At 29.0% G+C, this 24,069-nt stretch carries 21 protein-coding genes; 16 read left to right on the forward strand and 5 right to left on the reverse strand.

Annotated elements, in window-relative coordinates:
- Nucleotides 1–11 precede the first annotated feature (11 nt).
- The 5 genes from lysS to L8U37_RS07065 are packed head-to-tail and all read left to right on the forward strand — an operon-like array spanning nt 12 to nt 4,902.
- Complete coding sequence (gene lysS, locus L8U37_RS07045) at nt 12–1,514, forward strand: lysine--tRNA ligase (protein WP_263728907.1); 1,503 nt, start codon at nt 12–14, stop codon at nt 1,512–1,514.
- Nucleotides 1,515–2,756, forward strand: coding sequence for a serine hydroxymethyltransferase (locus L8U37_RS07050; RefSeq protein WP_133319865.1), 1,242 nt, complete (start codon nt 1,515–1,517; stop codon nt 2,754–2,756).
- Nucleotides 2,753–3,298 (forward strand): DUF1882 domain-containing protein, encoded by a 546-nt coding sequence (locus L8U37_RS07055; RefSeq protein WP_133319866.1) that lies wholly within the window; start codon nt 2,753–2,755, stop codon nt 3,296–3,298. Before L8U37_RS07050 ends, L8U37_RS07055 begins: the two co-directional genes overlap by 4 nt.
- An 18-nt stretch (nt 3,299–3,316) precedes the next feature.
- The gene (locus L8U37_RS07060; RefSeq protein ID WP_220567171.1) at nt 3,317–4,123 is read left to right on the forward strand and encodes an SPOR domain-containing protein; all 807 of its coding nucleotides are present in this window, start codon (nt 3,317–3,319) and stop codon (nt 4,121–4,123) included.
- Complete coding sequence (locus L8U37_RS07065) at nt 4,120–4,902, forward strand: shikimate dehydrogenase (RefSeq protein ID WP_133319868.1); 783 nt, start codon at nt 4,120–4,122, stop codon at nt 4,900–4,902. The genes L8U37_RS07060 and L8U37_RS07065 overlap by 4 nt, the downstream gene beginning before the upstream one ends.
- Here L8U37_RS07065 and dnaJ read toward each other — a convergent pair.
- Nucleotides 4,899–6,020, reverse strand: a complete 1,122-nt coding sequence (gene dnaJ / locus L8U37_RS07070; RefSeq protein WP_263670354.1) for a molecular chaperone DnaJ — start codon at nt 6,018–6,020, stop codon at nt 4,899–4,901. The genes L8U37_RS07065 and dnaJ overlap by 4 nt on opposite strands.
- Nucleotides 6,021–6,135: 115 nt before the next feature.
- On the opposite strand from dnaJ, the gene L8U37_RS07075 reads away from it, so the two are divergent.
- Genes L8U37_RS07075 through recR form a run of 3 tightly spaced genes read left to right on the forward strand, consistent with a single transcriptional unit; the run spans nt 6,136 to nt 8,610 of the window.
- The gene (locus L8U37_RS07075; protein WP_066006696.1) at nt 6,136–6,807 is read left to right on the forward strand and encodes a response regulator transcription factor; all 672 of its coding nucleotides are present in this window, start codon (nt 6,136–6,138) and stop codon (nt 6,805–6,807) included.
- A complete protein-coding gene (locus L8U37_RS07080; protein WP_263728909.1) occupies nt 6,804–8,036 on the forward strand; it encodes an ArsS family sensor histidine kinase in 1,233 nt (410 codons plus the stop codon). The genes L8U37_RS07075 and L8U37_RS07080 overlap by 4 nt, the downstream gene beginning before the upstream one ends.
- A 1-nt stretch (nt 8,037) precedes the next feature.
- On the forward strand, nt 8,038–8,610 hold the full coding sequence (recR, locus tag L8U37_RS07085; RefSeq protein WP_133319871.1) for a recombination mediator RecR: 573 nt from the start codon (nt 8,038–8,040) through the stop codon (nt 8,608–8,610).
- Here recR and L8U37_RS07090 read toward each other — a convergent pair.
- From L8U37_RS07090 to L8U37_RS07100, 3 genes are read right to left on the reverse strand one after another with little or no spacing between them, the layout of a single operon-like run.
- Nucleotides 8,597–9,625, reverse strand: a complete 1,029-nt coding sequence (locus tag L8U37_RS07090; RefSeq protein WP_263728910.1) for a hypothetical protein — start codon at nt 9,623–9,625, stop codon at nt 8,597–8,599. The genes recR and L8U37_RS07090 overlap by 14 nt on opposite strands.
- Nucleotides 9,622–11,415 (reverse strand): excinuclease ABC subunit UvrC, encoded by a 1,794-nt coding sequence (uvrC, locus tag L8U37_RS07095; RefSeq protein ID WP_263728911.1) that lies wholly within the window; start codon nt 11,413–11,415, stop codon nt 9,622–9,624. Before uvrC ends, L8U37_RS07090 begins: the two co-directional genes overlap by 4 nt.
- Complete coding sequence (locus L8U37_RS07100) at nt 11,408–11,881, reverse strand: hypothetical protein (RefSeq protein ID WP_263665026.1); 474 nt, start codon at nt 11,879–11,881, stop codon at nt 11,408–11,410. The genes uvrC and L8U37_RS07100 overlap by 8 nt, the downstream gene beginning before the upstream one ends.
- Nucleotides 11,882–12,015: 134 nt before the next feature.
- On the opposite strand from L8U37_RS07100, the gene nhaD reads away from it, so the two are divergent.
- Nucleotides 12,016–13,374: a sodium:proton antiporter NhaD gene (gene nhaD / locus L8U37_RS07105; RefSeq protein ID WP_263728912.1), complete on the forward strand. Its 1,359-nt coding sequence runs from the start codon at nt 12,016–12,018 to the stop codon at nt 13,372–13,374.
- 9 nt (nt 13,375–13,383) lie between these two features.
- On the forward strand, nt 13,384–14,919 hold the full coding sequence (guaA, locus tag L8U37_RS07110) for a glutamine-hydrolyzing GMP synthase (RefSeq protein ID WP_220567179.1): 1,536 nt from the start codon (nt 13,384–13,386) through the stop codon (nt 14,917–14,919).
- Here the strand turns inward: guaA and L8U37_RS07115 are convergent, their stop codons facing one another.
- Entirely contained in the window at nt 14,920–15,471 is a 552-nt protein-coding gene (locus L8U37_RS07115; RefSeq protein WP_133319878.1) for a class I SAM-dependent methyltransferase, read from the reverse strand. It lies immediately after the preceding gene.
- Between the two features lie 112 nt (nt 15,472–15,583).
- Between L8U37_RS07115 and L8U37_RS07120 the strand changes: the two genes are divergently transcribed.
- The 6 genes from L8U37_RS07120 (at nt 15,584) to L8U37_RS07145 (ending at nt 23,914) form a co-directional block, all read left to right on the forward strand.
- Nucleotides 15,584–17,023: a hypothetical protein gene (locus L8U37_RS07120; RefSeq protein ID WP_133319879.1), complete on the forward strand. Its 1,440-nt coding sequence runs from the start codon at nt 15,584–15,586 to the stop codon at nt 17,021–17,023.
- A 259-nt stretch (nt 17,024–17,282) separates the two neighbouring features.
- On the forward strand, nt 17,283–18,533 hold the full coding sequence (purD, locus tag L8U37_RS07125) for a phosphoribosylamine--glycine ligase (protein WP_263728913.1): 1,251 nt from the start codon (nt 17,283–17,285) through the stop codon (nt 18,531–18,533).
- On the forward strand, nt 18,530–18,988 hold the full coding sequence (locus L8U37_RS07130) for an RDD family protein (RefSeq protein ID WP_220567182.1): 459 nt from the start codon (nt 18,530–18,532) through the stop codon (nt 18,986–18,988). The genes purD and L8U37_RS07130 overlap by 4 nt, the downstream gene beginning before the upstream one ends.
- Entirely contained in the window at nt 18,978–21,014 is a 2,037-nt protein-coding gene (locus L8U37_RS07135; protein ID WP_263709775.1) for an LPS-assembly protein LptD, read from the forward strand. The genes L8U37_RS07130 and L8U37_RS07135 overlap by 11 nt, the downstream gene beginning before the upstream one ends.
- Nucleotides 21,011–21,670 (forward strand): phosphoribosyltransferase, encoded by a 660-nt coding sequence (locus tag L8U37_RS07140; RefSeq protein WP_133319883.1) that lies wholly within the window; start codon nt 21,011–21,013, stop codon nt 21,668–21,670. The genes L8U37_RS07135 and L8U37_RS07140 overlap by 4 nt, the downstream gene beginning before the upstream one ends.
- 135 nt (nt 21,671–21,805) lie before the next feature.
- Nucleotides 21,806–23,914, forward strand: coding sequence for a polyribonucleotide nucleotidyltransferase (locus tag L8U37_RS07145; protein ID WP_263728915.1), 2,109 nt, complete (start codon nt 21,806–21,808; stop codon nt 23,912–23,914).
- The last annotated feature ends 155 nt before the right edge of the window (nt 23,915–24,069 follow it).

Genomic DNA, 24,069 nt, shown 5'->3' on the forward strand with positions numbered 1-24,069 from the left:
AGGTAAAATTAATGTTTGATAATATTTTAGAACAACAAAAAATTCAAAAAGCACAAGAATTAAAAAAGCTAGGAATTAATCCATATCCACATTTTTTGAAAAAAGAAATGAGTATAGTTGAATATAAAAATAAATTTGCATACATTAAAGATACGGAAAATCAGCGTGATGAAAAAGTATATGGAGTGTTAGCAGGAAGATTAAAACTTCTTAGAATAGCTGGTAAATCGGTATTTGCCAATATAGAAGATGAGCAAGATAATATTCAAATTTATTTTAATCAAAATATTTTAGGGGAAGAATACTTTGCTATTTTAAAAAAATATCTTGAAGTAGGAGATATTGTTTTGGTTAAAGGTTTTCCTTTTATGACTAAAACAGGAGAATTTAGTCTTCATGTTGAGCAAATTCAAATAGCTACAAAAGCCATAGCGCCTTTACCGGAAAAATATCATGGGCTTACTGACATTGAGCAAAGATATAGAAAAAGATACCTTGATATGATCATGAATAGTGAAGTAAGAAAAGATTTTATTTTGCGTTCTAAAATTGTTTCTTACATTAGATCTTTTTTTGATAATAAAGGATTTTTAGAGGTTGAAACACCAATGATGCATCCTATTGCAGGAGGAGCAAATGCAAAGCCTTTTGTGACTTATCATAATGCTTTAGGCGTGGAAAGATTTTTAAGAATTGCTCCAGAATTATATCTAAAGCGTTTGATTGTAGGTGGTTTTGAGGCAGTTTATGAGATTAATAGATGTTTTAGAAATGAAGGAATGGATTTAACACATAATCCTGAATTTACTACAATCGAGTTTTATTGGGCTTATCACAATTATCATGATTTAATGGATTTAACAGAAGAGCTTTTTGCTATGCTTTTGGATAAATTAAATTTAGATAAAAAGCTCGAATTTGATGAAAAAATAATTGATTTTTCTAAACCATTTGAAAGAATTACTTATAAAGATGCTTTGAAAAAATATGGCGGTTTAGATGATGAGCTTATTAATAATAAAGAATTAATTTTAGAAAAATTAAAAAAAGATGGTTTTGAAGCCAATGAAAAATTGGAATTAGGTCATTTGCAAGCTGAACTTTTTGATAATTATGTTGAAGATAAGTTGATTAATCCCACTTTTGTAATAGATTTTCCTATTTCTATAAGTCCTTTGTCTAGAAGAAGTGATAAGGATAAGGATATTGCTGAAAGATTTGAATTGTTTATCGCGGGTAGAGAGATTGCTAATGGATTTAATGAGCTTAATGATCCGCTAGATCAATATGAGAGATTCTTAAAGCAAATTGAAGCTAAAAATGCAGGTGATGAGGAAGCATGTGAAATGGATGAAGATTTTGTTAATGCATTGGGCTATGCTATGGCACCAACTGCAGGTCAAGGCATAGGAATAGATAGGCTAGTTATGCTTTTAATTAATAAAAAATCAATTCGTGATGTAGTGCTTTTCCCAGCTATGAGGCCACTTAAAAATGAGGTAAAAGGAGAGTAAATGTTGGAAAATTTTGATAAAGAAATTTTTGATTTAACCCAAAAGGAGCTAGCAAGACAATGCGATGGTCTTGAAATGATAGCAAGTGAGAATTTCACTATACCAGAAGTAATGGAAGTAATGGGGAGTATTTTAACAAATAAATATGCAGAAGGCTATCCTGGTAAAAGATATTATGGTGGATGCGAATTTGTTGATGAAATTGAGACAATTGCTATAGAAAGATGTAAAAAACTTTTTAATTGTAATTTTGCCAATGTACAGCCTAATTCAGGTTCTCAAGCAAATCAAGGTGTATACATGGCATTGTTAAATCCTGGTGATAGAATTTTGGGTATGGATTTAAGTCACGGAGGACATTTAACTCACGGTTCTAAAGTAAGTTCTTCTGGAAAAGTTTATGAAAGTTTTTTTTATGGGGTAGAGCTTGATGGGAGAATTAATTATGATAAAGTTAGAGAGATAGCAAAAGAAGTTAAGCCAAAACTTATTGTTTGTGGTGCTAGTGCTTATCCTAGAGTGATTGATTTTGCTAAATTTAGAGAAATAGCAGATGAGGTTGGCGCATATTTATTTGCTGATGTTGCGCATATTGCAGGATTGGTTGTAGCAGGTGAGCATCCTAGCCCGTTTCCTTATGCTCATGTTGTAAGCTCTACAACACATAAAACTTTAAGAGGTCCAAGAGGCGGGATTATTATGAGTAACGATGAAGAAATTGCCAAAAAAATCAATTCTGCAATTTTTCCGGGTATTCAAGGTGGTCCATTAATGCATGTAATTGCCGCCAAAGCTGTTGGATTTAAATATAACTTAAGTGATGAGTGGAAAATTTATGCTAAGCAAATCATTAAAAATACTGCTACCCTGGCTCAAGTTCTAATAGATAGAAAATATGATTTAGTTAGCGGTGGTACTGATAATCATTTAATTTTATTAAGCTTTTTAAATAAAGATTTTAGTGGTAAAGATGCGGATTTAGCTTTAGAAAGAGCAGGTATTACAGCAAATAAAAATACGGTTCCAGGGGAAACTAGAAGTCCATTTGTAACGAGTGGTTTAAGACTTGGAACGGCAGCTTTAACAGCAAGAGGTTTTAAAGAGGAGCAAATTGCTATTGTTGCAAATTATATAGCTGATATTTTAGATGATATACAAAATACAAAACTACAAGAAGAGATTAAAGTTAAACTGAAAAATTTGGCAAGTAATTTTATTATTTATGAAAGGGCTTTATTTTGATTACAACTATGGATTTGGCTTTAATTAAAATGGTTACAAGCCATTATTATATTAAGCGTAATGCTATAATTAACAAATATGAGCATAAAGGTAGAATTTTTTTTGATAAATTCGAAAAAGTAAATGCTCCTTTGACAGCTAATGTTATACAAGAACATATGGAAAAAAAGATTATTGTAGCACACTCTTTGATTAATAGTTTTGATAAGGTTGAAAATATTGTATTTGATTACAATGGTTTTAACGCAGAGCGTTTTTGGCATAGAGCACAGCTTGTTTTAAGGGAAGAAGGTTTTATAAATTTTACTGCCTATAAAACAAGAACTAACAATCACTTGCACTTGTATATCCATAAAGGACATACTACTTTTAACGAAGCATGCTCTTTGGGATCAAAATTATCTTTGCTTTTTTCTCAAAAAATGCCTGTAGAGTGGAAAGTTTTTCCTAGTATGGATATACCTAAGGAATTTAATATTTTAACTTTACCTTATGAGGTTTATCAAAAAGAGCGTGGCGCTTCTTGGTCTAAACATATGTAATTTTTGAAAGGATGAAAAATGGAAGAAAACAACAAAAATGAGTTTGATGATATTATCTTGCAAAAAAGCAATAAAAGTGAAAAACTTAAAAAAATTTTACTCAGATCGATTATTTTAATTATTGTGTTTTTGGTAGTAATGATAGCAATGAAGTTAATTAATGATCCAGGCGAGGAAAAATCACTACAAATGCCATCAGAGCCGCAAGAGCAAGCTTCTTATGAAAATAATTTTAATTCTTTGCCTATTACGGATAATACTAAAGAAGAGGATGAATTTGAAGCTTTAGCTAGAAAACTGAAAGAAGAAAGTTCATTGGCTGATGCAAATAATACCATAGAGGAAAAACAGGAAATTCCAAGCAATAGTGTATTAGATCAAATTACATCAACAGAACCAAAAGAAGAGCCAGCTAAGGTGGAAGAAAAACAAGAAGAGATTAAGCCTGTAGAAAAATCTATAGAAAAACCAATTCAAAAACCTTCTGAAAAATCAAAAACTAATGTTGTTGAAAAGCCAAAAACCCCAGAGCAAAGCAATGCAAATGAATTGTTTGAGAGTATAAAAACCACAAGTATTCAAACACAACTTCCTGCAGGTGCTTATATTCAAGTTTTTTCTTTAAATAGTCTTGATCCTAAATCAAAAGAATTAAATATACTTAAAGAAAATGGATATGAATATAAAATTTACAAAACAACAGTAAATGGCAAAGAACTTACAAAAGTTTTAGTTGGGCCTTATAAAGAAAGCGAATTAAAAGCTGAATTGGAAAAGGTGCGTTCTAAAATCGCAAAAGGTGCTTTTACTTTTAGAGTAAAATGAAAATTTTCACAGTTATAGGTGATCCTATTGTGCATTCTAAATCTCCAAGAATGCACAATAATGCTTTACAAGTTCTTAAAAAAGACGCAGTATATACAAGATACCATTTAAAAAATAAAGCAAAATTAAAAGAAATTGTTCAAAAATTTGATGGAGCAAATATTACTATACCTTTTAAAGAAGAAGCGTATAAAATTGCAGATTTTTGTGATGAAAGTGTTAAGCAAATAGGATCTGCCAATACTTTAATAAACAAAGATGGTAAAATTTATGCTTGCAATACAGATTATTTGGGATTTTTAAAAGCAATTGAAAATTTTTTTTCTATTAAAAATGCTTTGATTTTAGGTGCTGGTGGCACCGCTAAAGCTTTAGCTTATGCTTTAAAATCTATAAATATTGAAGTTGCAATAGCAAATCGCTCTAGTGTTAGATTTAAAAATTTAAATAATTATCCATGTTTTTTATATGATCAACTTGATTTAAATACACAATTTGATTTGATAATAAATACGACTAGTGCAGGTTTACATGATGAAAGTTTACCTTGCGAAGAAAGGATTTTAAAAAATATTTTTCAAAAAACTAAGTATGCTTTTGATGTTATTTATAGTAGAGAAACATCTTTTTTAAAGTTGGCACGAGAAAATGGATTAAAAATAAAAGATGGCACGCAAATGCTTTTATGGCAAGGTGTTTTTGCTTTTGAGCTATTTTTAGAGTGTCAAAAAACAGAAGAAATTTATAAAGCCATGGAGATGGCTTTAAAACTTCCTTAGTGACTAAACCAAGATTTGATTTTATCAAACAAGCTTTCTTGTTCTATAAAAGCTTCCTCATTTTCTAAGCCAAAGCTTTTTTCAAGTTGCAATAGTAGATTTTTTTGTTCATCAGTAAGTGTTTTTGGAAATTTTATTTCAATTTGTACAATATGCGAACCAAGTTTTCCATTGTGAATATTTTTAACACCTTCATTAGCTAATTCAAATTTTTGTTTATCTTTTGCACCCACTGGAAGTTTAAGATCAGCTTCTCCTCTTATGGTGGAAATTTTAATTGTCTTTCCAAGAGCAGCTTGGGTAAAAAATACAGGTACTATGGTATATATATCATCATCATGTCTAATAAATTTATTATCATCTTCTACAACGATTTTGATATACAAATCACCTCTTTGAGAAGAATTTGGAAGCTCATTTGCTTTGTTTTGCACTCTAAGACTCATACCATTATCAATACCTTCTGGTATATCAAGTTCTATATGATCTTTTATTTCTTCATAACCATTTCCATGGCATGTCTTACACTTATTTTTTATTATTTTCCCACTGCCCTTGCAATGATCACAAGTTTGTACAAAAGTCATAAAACCTTGTCTAACACCAACTTGTCCTTTTCCTCCACAATGAGAACAAGTATCTTCTTTTCCATTTTCTGATCCACTACCATTGCATATTTTACAAAATGTTTTATAGGTAAAATCAATTTCTTTTTTGCAGCCAAAAACAGCCTCTTTGAAGCTAATCTTTACCGCTATTTTTAAATCATGTGAATATTTATTTTCCCTTTCTTTTTTACGCGTTGAGTTTCCAAAACCAAATCCATCTCCAAAAAAACTTGAAAATATATCCCCTAAATCAACATCTCCAAAACCACCAAAACCACCGGCCTGTCCTTTTAATCCTTCTTTGCCGTATCTATCGTATATACTTCGCTTTTCATCATTACTAAGTACTTCATAAGCTTCATTGACAAGTTTAAATTTTTCTTCAGCTTCTTTATCTCCTTGATTTCTATCAGGATGATATTTTAATGCCATTTTTCTATAAGCTTTTTTTATAGTTTCTTTATCTGAAGTTTGAGAAATTTCTAATATTTCATAATAATTAAGTTCCACTTTTTTCCTCTCTTGAAAAATTAATATTATAATTTTAGCAAAAAAATAAATGAATAGTTAAATTATGTGTTATAATATTAAGTTTGTAACATATTTTCACTAATAAGGGGTAGAGATGATTAATGTTTTAATGATCGAAGATGATCCAGATTTTGCAGAGTTTTTAGCAGAATATTTGGCCCAATTTAATATCAAAGTTACTAATTATGAAGATCCGTATTTGGGAATGAGTGCTGGTATAAAAAATTATGATTGTTTAATTCTTGATTTAACTTTACCTGGACTTGATGGTCTTGAAGTTTGTCGCGAAATAAGAGAAAAATATAGTATTCCTATTATTATTTCTTCAGCTAGAAGCGATTTAAGTGATAAAATTGTAGGACTTCAAATAGGTGCGGATGATTATCTACCAAAGCCTTACGATCCTAAAGAAATGCATGCAAGAATTATGAGTTTAATCCGTCGTTCAAAACGCGTAAATGAAACTCCTGAAAAAATAATCAATTCAGCTTTTAAAATTGATGAAAAAAGACATGAGATTAGTTACAATGAAGAGGTTTTAATTTTAACTCCTGCTGAATATGAAATTTTAAGTTATATGATAAGACAACATGGATTTTCAGTTAGCAGAGAGCAGCTTGTGTATCACTGCAAAAGCTTAAAAGATAAAGATTCTAAAAGTTTAGATGTAATTATTGGTAGGCTTAGAACTAAGATCGGCGATAGTTCGAAGGCACCAAAGCATATTTTTTCAGTTAGAGGGATAGGATATAAATTAATAGGATGAAAGTAACTATTAATCTTAAGATTACCGTTCTTTTTGCAACGGCTTTTTTGTTTGTTTGTGCTTTGTTTGTGCTCTTGGGTAAGGTTCAGGTTGATTCTTATTTAACCAATGAGCAAAATAGACAAAAAGAAATTGTAGAAAAAATTATATATAATTTAGAAAGAAAAGAAGGTTTTTCAATTCATGATTATCTTCTTTCTAAGTCTTTTAAAATAGTTGAAAATGAACGCAGTGCAAAACATATAGTTGCAAAAGGTGAAAAGGTGCTTAAGGTTAATTCTGCTTACGGTAGTTTTTCTTCTATTATTTACCATAATCAAATTTTTTTTTATGTTGAACAAGTTAATTTAAAGCAGCTTTATGAGCTAAATGCATCTACGCGTTTAGAGTATTTATTTTTACTAAGTTTCTTTTTTAGTTTGATTTTGATTATATTTTTATATTTTTCTGTTTTAAGATCTTTAATGCCTTTAAAAATTTTAAAAAAGAAAATTAAAAATATTAGTACTGGAAAAATAGAACCTTTATCCGAATATTCACAAATTAATGATGAGATTTCAGAAATTTCTTTTGAATTTGACCATGCTATTAATAAAATACAAGAATTAGTAAAATCAAGACAATTTTTTTTAAGAATGATTATGCATGAACTTAAAACACCTATTGGAAAAGGTAGGATAGTTTGTGAGATGCTAGACAATCAAAAACAAAAAGACCGCTTAGTAGCGATTTTTGAAAGACTTGAATTATTGATTGATGAATTTGGTAAAATTGAAAAAGTTTTATCTAGAAATTGCCAACTAAATTTGCAAACTTATCATTTGAGCCTAATTTTAGAGCAGGCTGAAGATTATCTCATGAGAGATGATTTTTATCAAAAAGTTAAGATTTCTTACAAAGAAGATACTATGATTGTTGCTGATTTAGAACTTTTTTCCTTAATGCTTAAAAATTTGATTGATAATGCTATTAAATATTCTGACGATAAAGCTTGTGAGATTATATGTTCAGGGGACTATGTAATTGTTAGAAATAAAGGGGTTCAACTTAAAAAAACTTTTGATTATTATTTGAAACCTTTTGTAAGAGAACAAAATACTCAAGTTGAAGGTATGGGATTAGGGCTTTATATTATCAATAATATTTGCAATCTTCATGGTTATAATTTAACTTATAGTTATGAAGATGGTTATCATATTTTTAAGATTGTTTTTTCAAGGTTAAAATGACTTGAAAGATTTAGAAAAATTTAATGAATTGGTAAATGCATTTTCTGCATTGCCTACTATCGGTAAAAAGTCCGCATTAAGACTTGCTTATCATGTTTGTATAAAAGATCCTTTGCTAGGTTCTAAACTTGCTTATAGTATTGAAGAATCCATTAGAGGGATTAAAAAATGTATACAATGCGGGGCTTTAAGTGAAAATGAATTATGTGAAGTTTGTTCTGATATAGAAAGAAATAATAATATTATTTGTATAGTGCAAGATCCTAAAGATATATTAATTTTAGAAGATAGTAAAAGCTATGATGGGCTTTATTTTGTACTAGAAAATACCAACGAAGAAAATATTACTAAATTAAGAGTAATGATTGAAAACAAAAATACTAAAGAAATTTTTTTCGCTTTTACTCAAGGCTTAAATTCAGATGCTGTAGTTTTTTTTATAGAGGAAAAATTAAAGGATTTAAATTTGAGTTTTTCCCAAATAGCCCAAGGTATTCCAAGCGGTGTTAGTTTGGAAAATGTCGATTTTATATCTTTACATAAGGCTATTAATCATAGAACTAAACTTGATTGATATATTTTTTAAGTAAAATTATCCATTCATTTTTGCTAATGTCATTTATAATTTCATCGGCAAAATCACAATTTTTAACTCTATTTTTGGTAAAAAGTAAAATTTTATTTTGTGAATTTTGTATTTTATATTCATGTAGTATTTGACTAAAATATAAAATATCGAACTTTATGACTTCATAATCAACCAAAATTAATCTAAAATTTAACTTTAAAGCGTTCTTAAAATCACTTAGGCTATCTACAATTTGATTATTTGAGCAAAATTGATTGGTTATATTTAAAATTAGATTATTTTCAAAACTAGAAGATTTAAAAATCAATACATTGTATAAATTTGCTATTTGATAACTTTCTTCTTTAAAATTTGTACTTAAAAAACTGATAAGATCTTTGACATTGACATCTACAAATGTGTAGTTTAGCGTATTTTTTATTTTCTTCTTTGAAATAATAAAGGAATATTTTTTCTCTACTTTTTGAAAATCATCAAAAATTTCACTACTAATGCCTATATCTAATAAAATACATTGTAATAAAAAATTTTCAATCATATCATCATTTACAATGCATGCGTGGATATTCTTAAAAATAATATTTTTTGTTTTTGTACTTATTTGATATTTTTTTAAAATCGGCTTTAGTGTAATGGAATTTTCTAATCGCATATAGTTAAAACTTTGAATAAGATATTGCAAGTTTTTTTGTAAAAGTTTGTTTTGTATTTTTTGATCTTGCAATTGTTTTTGCGTTAGCTCAAATGATGTTTTTAATTTTTCTTTTAGATCTATTAAAGAGGTTGAACTTGATATTTTTAAAAATTTTTCTATTTCTTGAATAATGATATTATCTTTTTTAAATTTTTGATTTTTTATGATTAAATAAATACATGTAGCGGTAAATATTAAAATACTAATAGAGGTATAAATATAGAATAATTTTTGATCAATTGGATATAAAAAATAATAATTTAAAAAACATAAAATCAAAGTTAAAGAACTAATAAATAATATCATAAATTTTCCTTGATTAATTTAGCTATCTTTGCATTGGAAAGTGATTTTAATTCATCAAAACTAGCTTTGCTAATCTCATCAAAACTACCATAATAATCTAAAAATTTTTTAATATATCCTTGGGAAATTCCAAGTTGTATTAACCTAGAACTTTGCAAATCTTGTTTTCTTTTTGTTTTTTGATGAAAACTAATTGCAAAGCGATGTGCCTCATCGCGTAATTTTTGCAAAAATTGTAATTTTTTATCATCGGTAGAAAGTTGAATTTTACCTTCTTGGGTATAAATTTTATCTTTCGCACCTCCTTTTGCCCTATAAGCTTTTGTATCTATTTTTTCTTTAGAAATCGCTAAAATATCTACATTTGCCCCAGAACTTTTGATGATATCATTGGCTAGTTTTAATAAAGCATCTCCCCCATCAATTAACCATAAATCAGGCGGAGGATTTTTATCAAAGGATAAAGCTCTTTTGCTAAGGATTTGAAGCATTTGATCATAATCATTTTTATAAGATAAATGATAGTGTCTATAAGAGCTTTTATCAAATTTCCCATCTTTGAAGGCTACTAAAGCACCAACATTTGCCTCACCTTGCATATGAGAATTGTCAAAAATTTCTATACAATTAGGATAATTTTGTAAGTTAAAAAATTCTTTTAGTTCTTTTAAAAATAAATAATTATCACTTTTTAAGTGTTTTTGTATGTTTATTTTTGCATTTTCTAATGCAAGTTCGCACAAAGCTTTTTTTTCACCAAGTTTTGGAGCCTTAAGGTGAAATTTTCTAGAAAATCTCTCACTAAGTAAATTTTGCAAAAGGTTCATATCTTCAAATTCTTCATGCGTATAAATTCGGGTTGAATTTATTGGACTATCTTGGGTATAATTTTCTAATATGTATTGCTTATATACCGCATTTAAGTCAAATTCATCTTGATGATTTAGGGTTAGCACTTTATGGTTTGAGCTAATTATCCTACCATTATTTATAACAAAACGTACCATAGAGAGTATATTTGCTTCATGATATATGGCAAAAACATCAAAATCTTCTAATTTTGCAAGGTCTATTTGTATTTTTACGCTTAAATCTTCTATTGTTTTGATTTGATCCCTTATAATAGCCGCTTCTTCGTAGTTTTCATTTTTTGCATATTCAAGCATTTTATTTTCTAAATTTTTTGTTAAAGATAAGGGATTTAAAAGAGCTTGAGTAGCATTTTGGATAATTTTTTCATAATCTTGTTTGGAAATTTTTTGCTCACATGGACCTTTACAACGCTTGATTTGATAAAAAAGACAAAGTTCTTTACAAGATTTTTTTTGTCTTAGTTCAAAAGATAAATATAAAGCATTTAAAAGCTCTTTTGCTCCTTTAAAAAATGGACCAAAATATTTTATTTTATTTTTTTTGATAATTTTTCTTGTAATTTCAAATCTAGGAAAATCTTCATTTAAATCTATATAAATATAAGGGTAGGTTTTATCATCTCTTAATAATATATTGTATTTTGGGTGTAATTGTTTTATAAAAGAATTTTCTAGTATTAAAGCATCAGCCTCGCTTTTTGTGGTAATAAATTCTAAATGATGTGTTTGGCTAATCATCTTTTGAATTCTTAAACTATTGCTAAGATTTGGGCAAAGATTTGGAGTGAAATTAAAATAACTTCTAACGCGGTTTTTTAAATTCTTGGCTTTACCTACATATAAAAGCTTACCTTGTATATCAAAATACTGATACACGCCAGGTAAATTAGGTAAGGTTTTGAGTTCATTTTCAAGCATTTTTTATAAGCTTTCGTAGTTCTTCAAATTTATTATATAAAATAGGATTTTCAAAATGGTTTTTAAAATTTCCATTAGAAAGTTCTAGATGAGTTTTTTTATGTGCGCTAAAAGTATTGTTTTTGGATATAAAGTTTTTGTCGCTAAGTATTTTTATATTTTCCACTTTTGCAAAATTACTCATTGGCTTAGCTAAAATATAGTTTTTTATGAGACTTTTAATCATTTTTTTGGTATTATCGTGATTAAGCTCCATATATGCAATGTGGTGTTTAACTAAAATAATCAAAGTATTATTTTTTATAAAGAGTTTAGTAATCATTTGTTGGTGATTATGGTTAAACAGTTTTAAAAACTCTTTATATTGCAAAAGTGCTTTTAAAGGTCTATAATGTTTATATTTTTCAGAATTAGCAAATATATCAATAACATCACAACTTGTTTTAATATCATTTTTAACTTCCATTTAATTATTGTAACATTTTTTTTATTAATATTTTTAAGTGCATGTGGTTATAAAGCTGCTCCATTTTATGAAATAAAAGATAATAATGGCAGCGTAAAGGAAATAAAAAAATTCCAATCTTTGGAGAGTGAAATATGAGTAGAATACTTTTTTTACTTTGTTTTAGTATTAGCTTTTTATTAGCAGGTCAAACTCATGAGTTAAATTTGGCTTTTAGTGCTTTGGGTATAGGTGTTTTAATAATTTTTGTATTGGGGTATTATTTTATAGCAGCAGAAGAAAAATATCATATCAACAAAACTAAGCCTGCTTTGTTTATAGGAACATTTTCTTTTATTGTCATTGGTATATATATGGTAGTAAATGATTTAGACACGCAAATACTTGAAGAAAGTGTTAATCATCTTATCTTGGAAATCGCACAAATTGTGTTTTTCTTAATAGCAGCAATGACTTTTATAGAAGCATTAATAGAAAGATCGGTTTTTGAAACTTTAAAATATAAGCTTGTAAGCAAGGGTTATACTTATAGAAAATTATTTTGGCTAACAGGAATTTTGGCTTTTTTTATCTCTCCGATTGCAGATAATCTTACCACAGCTTTGATTTTATCTACTGTGCTTTTAACTATAGATAAACATAATAAAGAATTTTTAATCCCAGGTGCTATAAATATTGTAGTAGCAGCTAATGCTGGTGGAGCTTGGTCGCCATTTGGTGATATTACTACTTTGATGGTTTGGACGGCAAAAAAAGCTACTTTTTTTGAATTTTTTGCTCTTTTTCCTGCTTCTTTTATTGGATGGTTTCTTACGGCTTATTTGCTATCGCGTTATGTGTCTGATGTTGAGCCAAATTTTCATAAAGATAATCTAGAAAAAGTTGAAATTAAGCCGGGTGGTAAAGTATTTATTGTGCTTGGTTTTTTAACTATCGCTTTAGCAGTTTTTATCCATAGTATTTGCGATTTACCTGCAATGTGGGGTATGATTTTTGGTCTTTCTTTGCTCAGCTTATATATGTATTTTTTCAATAGAAAACAAGGTAAAAAAGATTTGAATATTTTTCATTATATGACGCGTATTGAAATGGATACTTTATTATTTTTCTTTGGAATTTTATCTGCTGTGGGCGCTTTACATTTTGTTGGATGGCTTGCTTATGCTTCCGATCTTTATACAAAATTTGGAGCTACTAGTATTAATATAGGCGTAGGTTTTTTATCTGCTATTGTAGATAATGTTCCGGTTATGAGTGCGGTATTAAAAGCTAATCCAAGTATGGATGATACTCAATGGCTTTTAGTAACTCTTACAGCAGGAATTGGAGGATCATTAATAAGCTTTGGCTCAGCAGCTGGTGTGGGGGTAATGGGAAAAATGAAGGGAATTTATACTTTTAATTCTCATTTAAAATATGCATGGACGATTTTAGTTGGATATATAGTATCTATTATAGTTTGGTATGTACAATTTCAATTGTTAAATTTATAAAGGAGTTAGATGAAAAAAGCAGATATTTTGGTTTTGGACTTTGGTTCGCAATATACACAGCTCATTGCAAGAAGATTAAGAGAGCAGGGCGTATATGCAGAAATTTTACCTTTTAATGTAAGTTTAGATGAAATTAAAATTAAAGAGCCTAAGGGTATTATTTTAAGCGGTGGACCGGCTAGTGTATATGCAAATGATGCTTATTTTTGTGATAAAGGTGTTTTTGATTTAAATATACCAGTTTTAGGAATTTGTTATGGTATGCAACTTATGGCACATCATTTTGGTGCAAATGTAGCTCCAGCAGGTCATAAAGAATATGGCAAAGCAACTATAGATATTCAAAATGATAGTGACTTGTTTAAAAATTTACCTAAAAAACAAACGGTATGGATGAGTCATTCTGATAAGGTAGAAAATTTACCACAAGGTTTTGAGGTTTTAGCAACAAGCGAAAATAGTCCTTTTTGTGTATTTGGAGATGAAAAGCGTAAATTTTTTGCTTTACAATTTCACCCTGAAGTTCAACATAGTGAGTTTGGAAAAAGCATCTTAAAAAATTTCGCTAAGTATGCATGTAATTGTGATAGTATATGGAATATGGGATCTTTTGCAAAAACTCAAGCGCAAAAAATTAAAGAAGAGGTAGGTAATGATAAGGTATTATGTGCTGTTAGTGGTGGGGTTGATAGCAGTGTAGTGGCTGCATTACTAGCAAGTGCGATAAAAGATCAAGTGGTAGTAGTATTTGTTGATAATGGTCTTTTAAGAAGCGGTGAAAAAGAGCAAGTTGAATATATGTTTAGACATACTTTAGGTATTGATCTAATTAGTATTGATGCTAGGGAGATTTTCTTAAGTCGCTTAGCAGGTGTTAGGGATCCTGAACAAAAGAGAAAAATTATAGGAAATACCTTTATAGAAGTTTTTGAAGAAGAAGCTAAAAAACATAAAGATGTAAAATATTTAGCACAAGGAACTTTATATACTGATATTATTGAAAGTTCGGTTGTAGGGGCTAGTAAAACCATAAAATCTCATCATAATGTGGGTGGGTTACCTGAAAAGATGAATTTAAAACTTATTGAACCTCTAAAAGAAATTTTTAAAGATGAGGTAAGAGCTTTAGGAATAGAACTTGGCTTGAGTAAAGATGTAGTTTATCGTCATCCTTTTCCGGGACCAGGGCTTGCTATACGCATTATGGGTGAAGTAAATGAGCCTAGTTTGGAGCTTTTGAGAAAAGCTGATGTGATTTTGATTGAAGAATTAAAAAGCAGTGGTTGGTATGATAAAACATGGCAGGCTTTTTGCGTGCTTTTAAATGTGCAAAGTGTTGGCGTAATGGGTGATAATAGGACTTATGATAATGCAGTTTGTGTGCGTGTGGTGAATGCAAGTGATGGTATGACAGCTACTTTTTCTCATTTACCTTATGAGTTACTAGAAAATATTTCACGCCGTATTATTAATGAAGTAGAAGGAATTAATCGTGTGGTGTATGATATTTCTAGTAAGCCACCAGCGACTATTGAATGGGAATAGTTATTTAGTGCAAAAATAAACAAAAGCAGGAGGGAGATTTTGCCAAATGATAGGTGAAATTTCTACCTTGCTAAAAGTAGTAAAAAGTTTTTTCTTAAAAGCTCTTCCTTTTGGCGTGGGCAGTATATATGCAAATGTTGCAAAGCAACCATTTTCCTCTAAAACCTCATGAATGGACTTTAATAATAAATCTTGTTCTTTGGAATTTAATAAAGCCCAAGGAATTCCAGAAATAATTAAGTCTGCGTTGTTGATTGCTCTTTTTTCTAACATATCAGGTAAAAATTCTGCTGATCTAATTTCTAAATCTATATTTTTTATATTTTGTTGTAGTTTTTTTGCCATATGTGGATTAATTTCAACTGCAAAAAATCTTGCATCATGATTTTTTTGCTTAAGGATATATTTGGTAAAACTTCCTGTTCCAGGTCCTATTTCAATAATATTTTTTGCATGTTGGACATGAGAGGTTATGAGTTTGCTTAGTTTTTTTGAGCTTGCACAAAATGCTCCTGTTTGCTTTGGATTTTTAAAGTATTGATATAAAAACATAGATTAAATACCTAAGATAGTTATTTTTAATAAATTTTAAAATATTATTGTAAATTTATGAAAACAAAGTTAAAATAAGAATTTAATTTTTCTTTAGATCAAGGATTTGGATATGCATGGAAAAATAATGGTTTATGTGGATGGTACTGGAAGAGGAACAGTAATTAATCTTGCAAAAACATTTTTTGAATTTAATAAACATGCTTGGCACGATAAAAGAAGCATGCCAACGGTTGGTATGTTTGTTGAGTTTAGATCCGATGGAAAGCATATTACAGATTTAAGACCTTCTAAATTTCAAGAATTTGGAGATAATGATTTTATCAAAGAAAGAGATTTTTGGAAAACAGATAGTGATGATGAATTGGAGGATTTAAGACTAACAAGGCGTGATGCTTATGTTCAAGAGCTTTATAGAGAAACCGATTATGATAATCTTGATAAGATTACTCTAAATTTGACTATCCCACAAGCCATTCAAAGGTATTTTTATAATGAAACACTATCAATCAATGCTGTGAAAGATATTAATACAGATGAGGTGCCATATATTATAGATTTTTTTGCTATGAAGCGTTTTTTACATAAAGCTTTGGATACTTTGCTTTTTTCAGATAATACCATTAACCAAGCTGACTTTTCTGCTATGAAAAATATTATAGTACATCTTGAAATGGCTTATAAAGATATGAAAGATAAGCAAAAACATATCAACATGGAGCGTTTGTATGATGAGGTCTTTTTGTCTCATCAATGTCATTACCAAGCACTTCTTGCTTCGATCGACAATAGGAAAAATAGAAAATTAGCACTTGATCGCCAAATGAGTACTTTGATTACAGATATTAAATCAAAACAAGCGAGAATAGAAACAGAAAGTGGCAAAAAACGACAAGAATTTGAAGAAATGATACAAAGTAAAAAACAAAAGCTTGTTGAAATAAAAAATGAAGTAGATTATTTTACAAAAAGCATTGAAAAATTAGAGGCAATGAGAAAGTCTTTCTATGAAAAAAATCTTACCATTTTTAATAATAGTTTTAATATGGCTAGAGAGAAACTTTTTGAGAAAATTAAACAAGGTTTAAATATATGTGCTACAAAATTAGATATAGAAATTTGGAAAAAATCTTTAAAATCAACAAGTATAAAAAATTCTTATTTTAAAACTGCAAGCGAAATTTCTTTCTGCACTCTTTCTTTTGCTGAACTTTATTTAAATAGATTAAATAAACATGCACTAAATCCAAATGATCAATTATTGCTTTCTTATGTTAAAAAAGTAAGAAAAGAATGTGAAAAAAGTTTTTTAATAGTTACTTCCAATCCTGATTTATATGTTAATATGAAAATCCAAATTTTTGCAATGAATCCTTATTATGTTGTTAAGCATGCACCTAAAAAAGTAAATTATCAAGGATTGATGAAAAATACTGAATTTGATATAGTTTATGTAGATGAAAAAACTATTTGGGCATCTGTTGCTGATGTTATTTTAGAAGGAAAGTATTTTTTAAAAAAGGACTCCAAAACTAAATTCAAAATTTTATAAAAATCCTTTTAAACCCTATTTTTAAGTTTTCTTAGTTATAATTAGAATGCCTAAATGGTTCGATATGGTATTAAAGAGGATCCAACACATTAATTATAAGCTGTGATGTGTGATTTACCGTGTTCTGTGACTTCGTTTGAGTTTTGAAAAAAAGCGAGAAGCTGCAGCCTTTAAAAATCACCTAATGGCATACTTTGACTTTTTGAGGGTCAGACACTTATACTCCGGCCATTTGGGTTTTGATATTTTAAGGAAAATAATGAAAATTTTAATATTAGGAAGCGGTGCTAGGGAATATTCTATCGCTTTGGCTCTTCAAAAAACAAATGATAATTTGGAATTTTATTTTGCACCAGGAAATGGTGCTACCGCTAAAATAGGAACAAATCTTAATATGAAAGATCCTAAGGTTATTACAGCTTATGCAAAGGCATCTGAGATTGATCTTTGTATAGTTGGAAGTGAAAATTTTCTAGCAGAGGGTATAGTAGATCTTTTTAAAGAAAATAATATTGCTATTTTTGGTCCTACTAAAGCTGCTGCTATGCTTGAAGCTTCAAAATCTTATATGAAGAGTTTTTTAAAAAAATATAAAATTAAAACAGCTAAATTTTTAAATACAACAGATTATGAGAAAGCTAAGAAATTTATTATGAGTTTAACTCCTCCTATAGTGGTAAAAGCAGATGGTTTGTGTGCGGGCAAAGGTGTGATTATTGCTCAAAGCCATGAAGAAGCTTTAGAGGCTACTAAAAATATGCTTAGCGGAGAGAGTTTTGGTGAAGCTGGTAAGATTGTTGTTATAGAAGAATATCTCAACGGATTTGAATTAAGTGTATTTGCAGTTTGTGATGGAGATGATTTTATGTTGTTACCTGCTGCACAAGATCATAAAAGATTACTGGATAATGATAAGGGACCAAACACAGGAGGAATGGGTGCATATGCTCCAAGTATTTTAGCAAGTGAAAATTTATTAGAGCAAGTAAAAAAAGATATAGTAGTACCAACTCTTAAAGGTATGAAAGAAGAGGGTACTGAATTTGTTGGAGTGTTGTTTATAGGTTTGATGGTTGTAAATAATAAACCTTATGTTTTAGAATACAATGTGCGTTTTGGTGATCCTGAGTGCGAAGTTTTGATGCCTTTGATAGAAAATCCTTTGGATTTATTTTTAGCATGTGTGAATAAAAATCTTGCAAATACTCGTATAAAAATCAAAGATGAATTTGCAGTAGGTGTGGTTTGTGCAAGTAAAAACTATCCTTATAAAGATTCTCCAAAAGCATTAATTGATATAGGAGAAATTCCGCAAAATTCTCATATTTCTTATGCTGGAGTAATTTTAGAAAATAACAAACTATATGCTAGTGGTGGTCGTGTATTGGTTTGTGTAGGAACTGGAAAAAGTATTGAAGAAGCGCAAAAAAACGCTTATATGCTTTGTGATAATGTTCATTTTAAAGGAAAACAACATAGAAAAGATATTGCTTTTCAGGTTCTTAAATGAGTGTAAATCAAGAATTATTTGACAAACTAGAAAAAGAAGAGCTAAAAATAGCAAGTTTTAAAAAAAGATTTTTAGCTTATATTGTTGATAGTTTTGTGATTTTAGCTATTGTGAGTATTATTTTATTTGATAAGATTAGTTCTATGCAAACTTATGATGAAATTCACAATCTTTTAATACGTTTTGCTGGTGGAACTTTAATTTTGCAATTTACATATCATAGTCTATTTACATATTTATATGGTGCAACTTTAGGAAAAATGCTTTTGAAGATTATGGTTATTGATCAAAACTTATTAGATAAACCAAATTTCATTCAAAGTGCTTTAAGAGCAGGTGTAAGGCAAATTAGTGATATGTTGTATGGTTTGGGTTTTGCTTGGGCTTTAAGCAATATCGTTTTAAAAACTTGGCATGATTATGCGGCCAAAACAGTGGTGATAGATCTTGCGTAAAATATTACTTTCTTTGGCTTGCATAGGAAGTTTATATGCTTCCAAAGTAGATATTTATGCTTTGGATGTTGTCAAAAAAAATGATATCATAGAGGCAAAAAATAATGTAGTTGTGGTATCTGATTTTTATTTGATAACTGCAAGCGAGGCTAAATTTAATGAAACAACAAAAGATTTGGAGCTTTTTGGAGATGTTAATATCTTAAGGGGGCAAAAAGAAAGAACTAATTCTACTTATACGAAGATTAACTTAAAAAATAACACTACAGCTTTTAAAAATTTATTTTTTTCAAATAATGATTTGGAGGTTTGGCTACAATGTCATCAAGCTAAAATTGATGACAAATTTGTAATGAGTAAAAAGTCTGTTGTATCTAGTTGTAATGTTGAAAATCCTGATTGGGAAATTCGTTTTGATGAAGGCAAATTAAACAAAGAGAGTAATTTTTTACATCTTTATAATGCAAGATTATATGTAAAAAATGTTCCGGTGATGTATTTACCTTATTTTGGTTTTAGTGTAGATACTAAAAGAAAAAGCGGATTGTTAATTCCCCAAGTAGTTTTAAAACAAAGTGAAGGGCTATATTATAATCAGCCAATTTATTATGTTATTGATGATAATGTGGACATTCAATTTGAACCTCAGATTAGAACAAAAAGAGGTTATGGCTTATACTCAACTTTAAGATTTATTGATACCCCTTATTCTCAAGGTGAAATTAGCGGTGGTATTTTTGGCGAAAAATCAAGTTATAAAAGAGAAGAAAATTTAAAAAATAAAGAACACTATGGTTTAGAGGTTAAATATTCAAATGAATCTTTATTTAAAAGTCTTTTAGGTGAAGAATTTCAAGAGGGTTTATGGGTTGATGCTACTTATTTAAATGATGTTGATTATATGAATTTAAGTTCTAGCGCAAAAACCGAAGCTTCTTTAGTTACTTCTAAAATAAATTATTTTTTATCAGATGATGATAATTATTATGGTGCTTATGCAAAGTATTATATAGACACTTCTAAAATTAGCAATAAAGATACTTTACAAGAATATCCATCTTTTCAATATCATAGATATTTAAATGGATTTTTTGATAATTATATACAATATAGCTTGGATGCTTCTTTTCATAGGTATTATAGACATACGGGTATTTATGCTAAAACTTTAGATTTTGATTTACCTTTAATTTATCATACGAGTTTTTTTGATGATTTTTTAAATTTTGCGTTCACAGAAAGGATATATGCAAATTTTGTAGATTATTCTAATACAGATGTTAAAAATCAAGAACATTTATTTAGAAATTCTCATAATTTTTCTTTATATACAGATCTTTCAAAGCCATATGAAAATTTTTATCATACTCTATATTTAGGGGTTAATTATTTTCTACCTGGAGCTAAATCGGGTGAAATCACTGAAGATTTTGTAGAGTTAAAAAATGATCCTGAGCAACTTAATTTTTCAATGTATCAGTATTTTTATAATACTTTAGGCAAAAAAAAATTATATCATAACTTGAAGGTTAAATACTTTACTAAAGAAGGTAGCTTTGGTGCTTTTGATAATGTTGTAGAATATTTTTACAATGATTATATAAGTTTAAGAAATGAAGCTGAATATTCTGGAGTTGATAATCGTTTTGATAAGGTTTTTAGTGAAGCTTTGTTTGATTATGGTGAATGGAAGATTAGTTTAAACCATGCTTATAGAATGTATGAAAATGAAAAATATAATTTTATAGGAACTAAAGCCCAATATGATATAAATACTAATTATCAAATTTTTGGCGGATTGTGGTTTGATTTGAACAAAGATCCTGAAAAATGGGAAATAGGTTATACTTATCAAAGAAAATGTTGGAATTATTCTTTGATGTATCGCAAAGATATTTCACCTAAACTTACAAGTGGTGGTATTAGTGCTAAAGATCAAAGTGGTGTATATTTTATGTTTAATTTTTATCCATTAGGCGGGGTATCTTATGATTTTTCTTTAGAGGAAAATGAAAGGTCGATATGATATTTTTTGAAGATGAAAAAGATGCACTTGAGAAATTATATGATATATTACCATTAAACAAACTAAAAGATTATATTATTATTACACCTTCTTTAAAATCGATAGTTTTTGTTGATGCACTAGCACAAAAATTAGAAATTCCATATGATTTTTTATTTACAGAACAAATTAAAGCTCCTAATAATGATGAATGTCAAATAGCTATGATTAGTGAAACAAAGGAGTTGGTTTATAATGAGGCTTTAGTTAAAGCTTTTGATATAAGTTTAGATTATATTTATGGTGAAGCCAATAGAACCTACGAAGAAAAAATTTTAAAAAATGTGTATCGTTATAGAAAAGGAAATCTTTTAAAGGATTTAAAAGGGAGAAATATTTTAATATTGCATGAAGGTTGCGAAAGTGGAATTACTGCTTCTTCATGTATTAAAAGTTTGTTAAAAGAAGAAGTAAATAGTATTGTTTATGCTACTGCTTTAATGCCAAGTGATGTATATGAATATATCGGTGTTTTTGTAGATGAGGTTTATTGTGTGCAAAAAATTGATCATTTTGTGAATATTGAGTTTTATTTTAAAAATAAAACGATTTTGCAAGCTCATGAAATTTTAGATATTTTAGAAGAAAGTAAATATTATCTTCCATTAAAGAGATAAATTTATATCTAAACAATCGGTTGTTTAGATATAAATTTATAGGCAAAACAAAAACAGGCTTTTTAAGTTTTAATTTTTAAAATTTAAAAAGCTTATTTGGTTTTTGCCTATGATGAAAATATTAAAGGAAAAATCATGCGACATGAAATAAATATTAATAATCATCTTGAAATATTTGAGACTAATAAGGTTGCAAAACAAGCAGCAGGTGCAGTTTTAATGCAAGAAAAAAATGCTGTAGTTTTGGCAACTGTTGCTAGAGAAGAAAAAATGGTAGAAGAGGATTTTTTACCTCTTACGGTACAATATATAGAAAAAGCTTATGCAGCAGGAAGAATTCCAGGTGGTTATGTAAAAAGAGAAACTAAACCAGGTGATAATGAAACTTTAAGTGCAAGGATTATAGATAGAAGTTTAAGACCTCTTTTCCCAAAAGGCTATGCCTATCCAACTCAAATTGTAGTAATGGTTCTTTCTGCTGATCCTGAAGTAGATCTGCAAGTGATGAGTTTAAATGCCGCAAGCATTGCTTTATATTTAAGTGATATTCCTATAAAAGCGCCAGTTTGTGGTGTAAGAATAGGTCGTATGAATAATGAATTTGTTTTAAATCCAAGCAATAGTGAATTAAAAAATAGCACCTTAGACCTTTATGTGGCGGGTGTTAAAGATGAGCTTTTAATGATAGAAATGAGAGCTTTAGCAAACAAACAAAATGGTCAACATTATATGAATGAGCTTAATGAGGATGATGTTTTAAAGGCTTTGGAATTTGCAGGTAATGCGATTTTGCGTGGCTCTAATGAATATGAAAGAGTTTTTGCTGCTTATAGAAAAAATTCCAAACTTGAATTTAAAATAGAAACAGATGGTGGCAAAATTGTTGATTTTATTAAAAATTCCTATATCTCAAAGCTTAAAATTGCAATTAACCAAATGGCGAAAAGTGAAAGAGCAAGTGAAATTTCACAAATAGCAAAAGAGATTGAAAATGAAGCTAGTGCTATTGAAAATGAATGGAAAATTGAAGATATTGAGAAAGCTTTATATTTGTGCAAAAGAGAACTTGTTAGAAGTCAAATTCTTAATGAAAATAAAAGGGCGGATGGTAGAGGCTTGAAAGATGTTAGAAAGATAGATATAGAGACAAATATTCTGCCAAATGCACATGGATCGTGTCTTTTTACTAGAGGGCAAACTCAAGCTTTAGTTATAGCTACCTTGGGAAGTGATAATGATGCGCAAATGTCAGATTTACTAACAGAAAAAAATCCTATATGCGAAAAATTTATGGTAAATTATAATTTTCCAGGTTTTTCCGTAGGTGAGGCTACTCCTATAAAAGCTCCAGGTAGAAGAGAGTTAGGGCATGGAAATTTAGCAAAAAGAGCTTTACATCCTAGTATTGATACGGATTATATTCATACTATTCGTTTAGTGTCTGAAATTTTAGAAAGTAATGGTTCTAGTTCTATGGCTACTGTTTGTGGTGGTGCTTTGGCTTTAAGAGCCGCAGGGGTAAAAAGTGAAAAACTAGTGGCAGGTGTGGCAATGGGACTTGTTTTTGAAGATGAAAAATATGCTATTTTAACAGATATTATGGGTCTTGAGGATCATGATGGAGATATGGATTTTAAAGTAGCAGGAAGTTACAAGGGAATCACTGCTTTGCAGATGGATATAAAACTTGGCGGTATAGAGCAACAAGTTTTAAAAGAGGCTTTATATCAAGCAAAAGAAGCTAGGGAGCACATTTTACAATTAATGGAAGAGGCCAATCAAAACATAGTTGTTAATGAAGCAATTTTACCAAAGATTGAAATTTTTAATGTAGATCCAAATAAAATCCCTGATATTATTGGCCAAGGTGGTAAAACTATAAAAGAGATTATAGAAAAATTTGAAGTTAATATTGACTTAGATAGAGATAAAGGTGAGGTTAAAATAGCAGGAATTAATCATGATTTTATTTCTCAAAGCAAAGAATATATATTAAATTTAGTTCGTTCTAAAGGTTCTAATAAAAAGCGCGATAGAAAAGAAGTGCCTAAATTTGATATCGGAGAAGAATTTATAGGAAAAGTTCAAAAAGTTGTAGAATTTGGAGTTTTTGTAGAACTTAGAGATGGCGTAGATGGTTTATTGCATAATTCTAAATTCAAGGAAAAGTTAGAAATTGGTAACGAGGTTAAGGTTAAGGTGGCAGAAATTAAAAATGGAAAAGTGTCATTGGACTTAGCTTAATCGTTTAAATTTAAGCATATTTAAGAATATGCTTAAATTTTTATTTTAGATCTTGACAAAAAAATATTCTTTTGGCATAATTTCATTTTTTGATTGTCTCGTTAGCTCAGCCGGTAGAGCATCTCCCTTTTAAGGAGGGGGCCGTTGGTTCGAAT

The organism is Campylobacter sp. RKI_CA19_01122 (assembly GCF_025771325.1).
Taxonomy (GTDB): domain Bacteria; phylum Campylobacterota; class Campylobacteria; order Campylobacterales; family Campylobacteraceae; genus Campylobacter_D; species Campylobacter_D lari_D.

Coding starts and splice junctions, on each gene's coding strand:
- lysS (WP_263728907.1), top strand. CDS start 12: ATGTTTGATAATATTTTAGAACAACAAAAAATTCAAAAAGCACAAGAA.
- L8U37_RS07050 (WP_133319865.1), top strand. CDS start 1,515: ATGTTGGAAAATTTTGATAAAGAAATTTTTGATTTAACCCAAAAGGAG.
- L8U37_RS07060 (WP_220567171.1), top strand. CDS start 3,317: ATGGAAGAAAACAACAAAAATGAGTTTGATGATATTATCTTGCAAAAA.
- L8U37_RS07065 (WP_133319868.1), top strand. CDS start 4,120: ATGAAAATTTTCACAGTTATAGGTGATCCTATTGTGCATTCTAAATCT.
- L8U37_RS07075 (WP_066006696.1), top strand. CDS start 6,136: ATGATTAATGTTTTAATGATCGAAGATGATCCAGATTTTGCAGAGTTT.
- L8U37_RS07080 (WP_263728909.1), top strand. CDS start 6,804: ATGAAAGTAACTATTAATCTTAAGATTACCGTTCTTTTTGCAACGGCT.
- L8U37_RS07090 (WP_263728910.1), bottom strand. CDS start 9,625: ATGATATTATTTATTAGTTCTTTAACTTTGATTTTATGTTTTTTAAAT.
- uvrC (WP_263728911.1), bottom strand. CDS start 11,415: ATGCTTGAAAATGAACTCAAAACCTTACCTAATTTACCTGGCGTGTAT.
- L8U37_RS07100 (WP_263665026.1), bottom strand. CDS start 11,881: ATGGAAGTTAAAAATGATATTAAAACAAGTTGTGATGTTATTGATATA.
- nhaD (WP_263728912.1), top strand. CDS start 12,016: ATGAGTAGAATACTTTTTTTACTTTGTTTTAGTATTAGCTTTTTATTA.
- guaA (WP_220567179.1), top strand. CDS start 13,384: ATGAAAAAAGCAGATATTTTGGTTTTGGACTTTGGTTCGCAATATACA.
- L8U37_RS07115 (WP_133319878.1), bottom strand. CDS start 15,471: ATGTTTTTATATCAATACTTTAAAAATCCAAAGCAAACAGGAGCATTT.
- L8U37_RS07120 (WP_133319879.1), top strand. CDS start 15,584: ATGCATGGAAAAATAATGGTTTATGTGGATGGTACTGGAAGAGGAACA.
- purD (WP_263728913.1), top strand. CDS start 17,283: ATGAAAATTTTAATATTAGGAAGCGGTGCTAGGGAATATTCTATCGCT.
- L8U37_RS07130 (WP_220567182.1), top strand. CDS start 18,530: ATGAGTGTAAATCAAGAATTATTTGACAAACTAGAAAAAGAAGAGCTA.
- L8U37_RS07140 (WP_133319883.1), top strand. CDS start 21,011: ATGATATTTTTTGAAGATGAAAAAGATGCACTTGAGAAATTATATGAT.
- L8U37_RS07145 (WP_263728915.1), top strand. CDS start 21,806: ATGCGACATGAAATAAATATTAATAATCATCTTGAAATATTTGAGACT.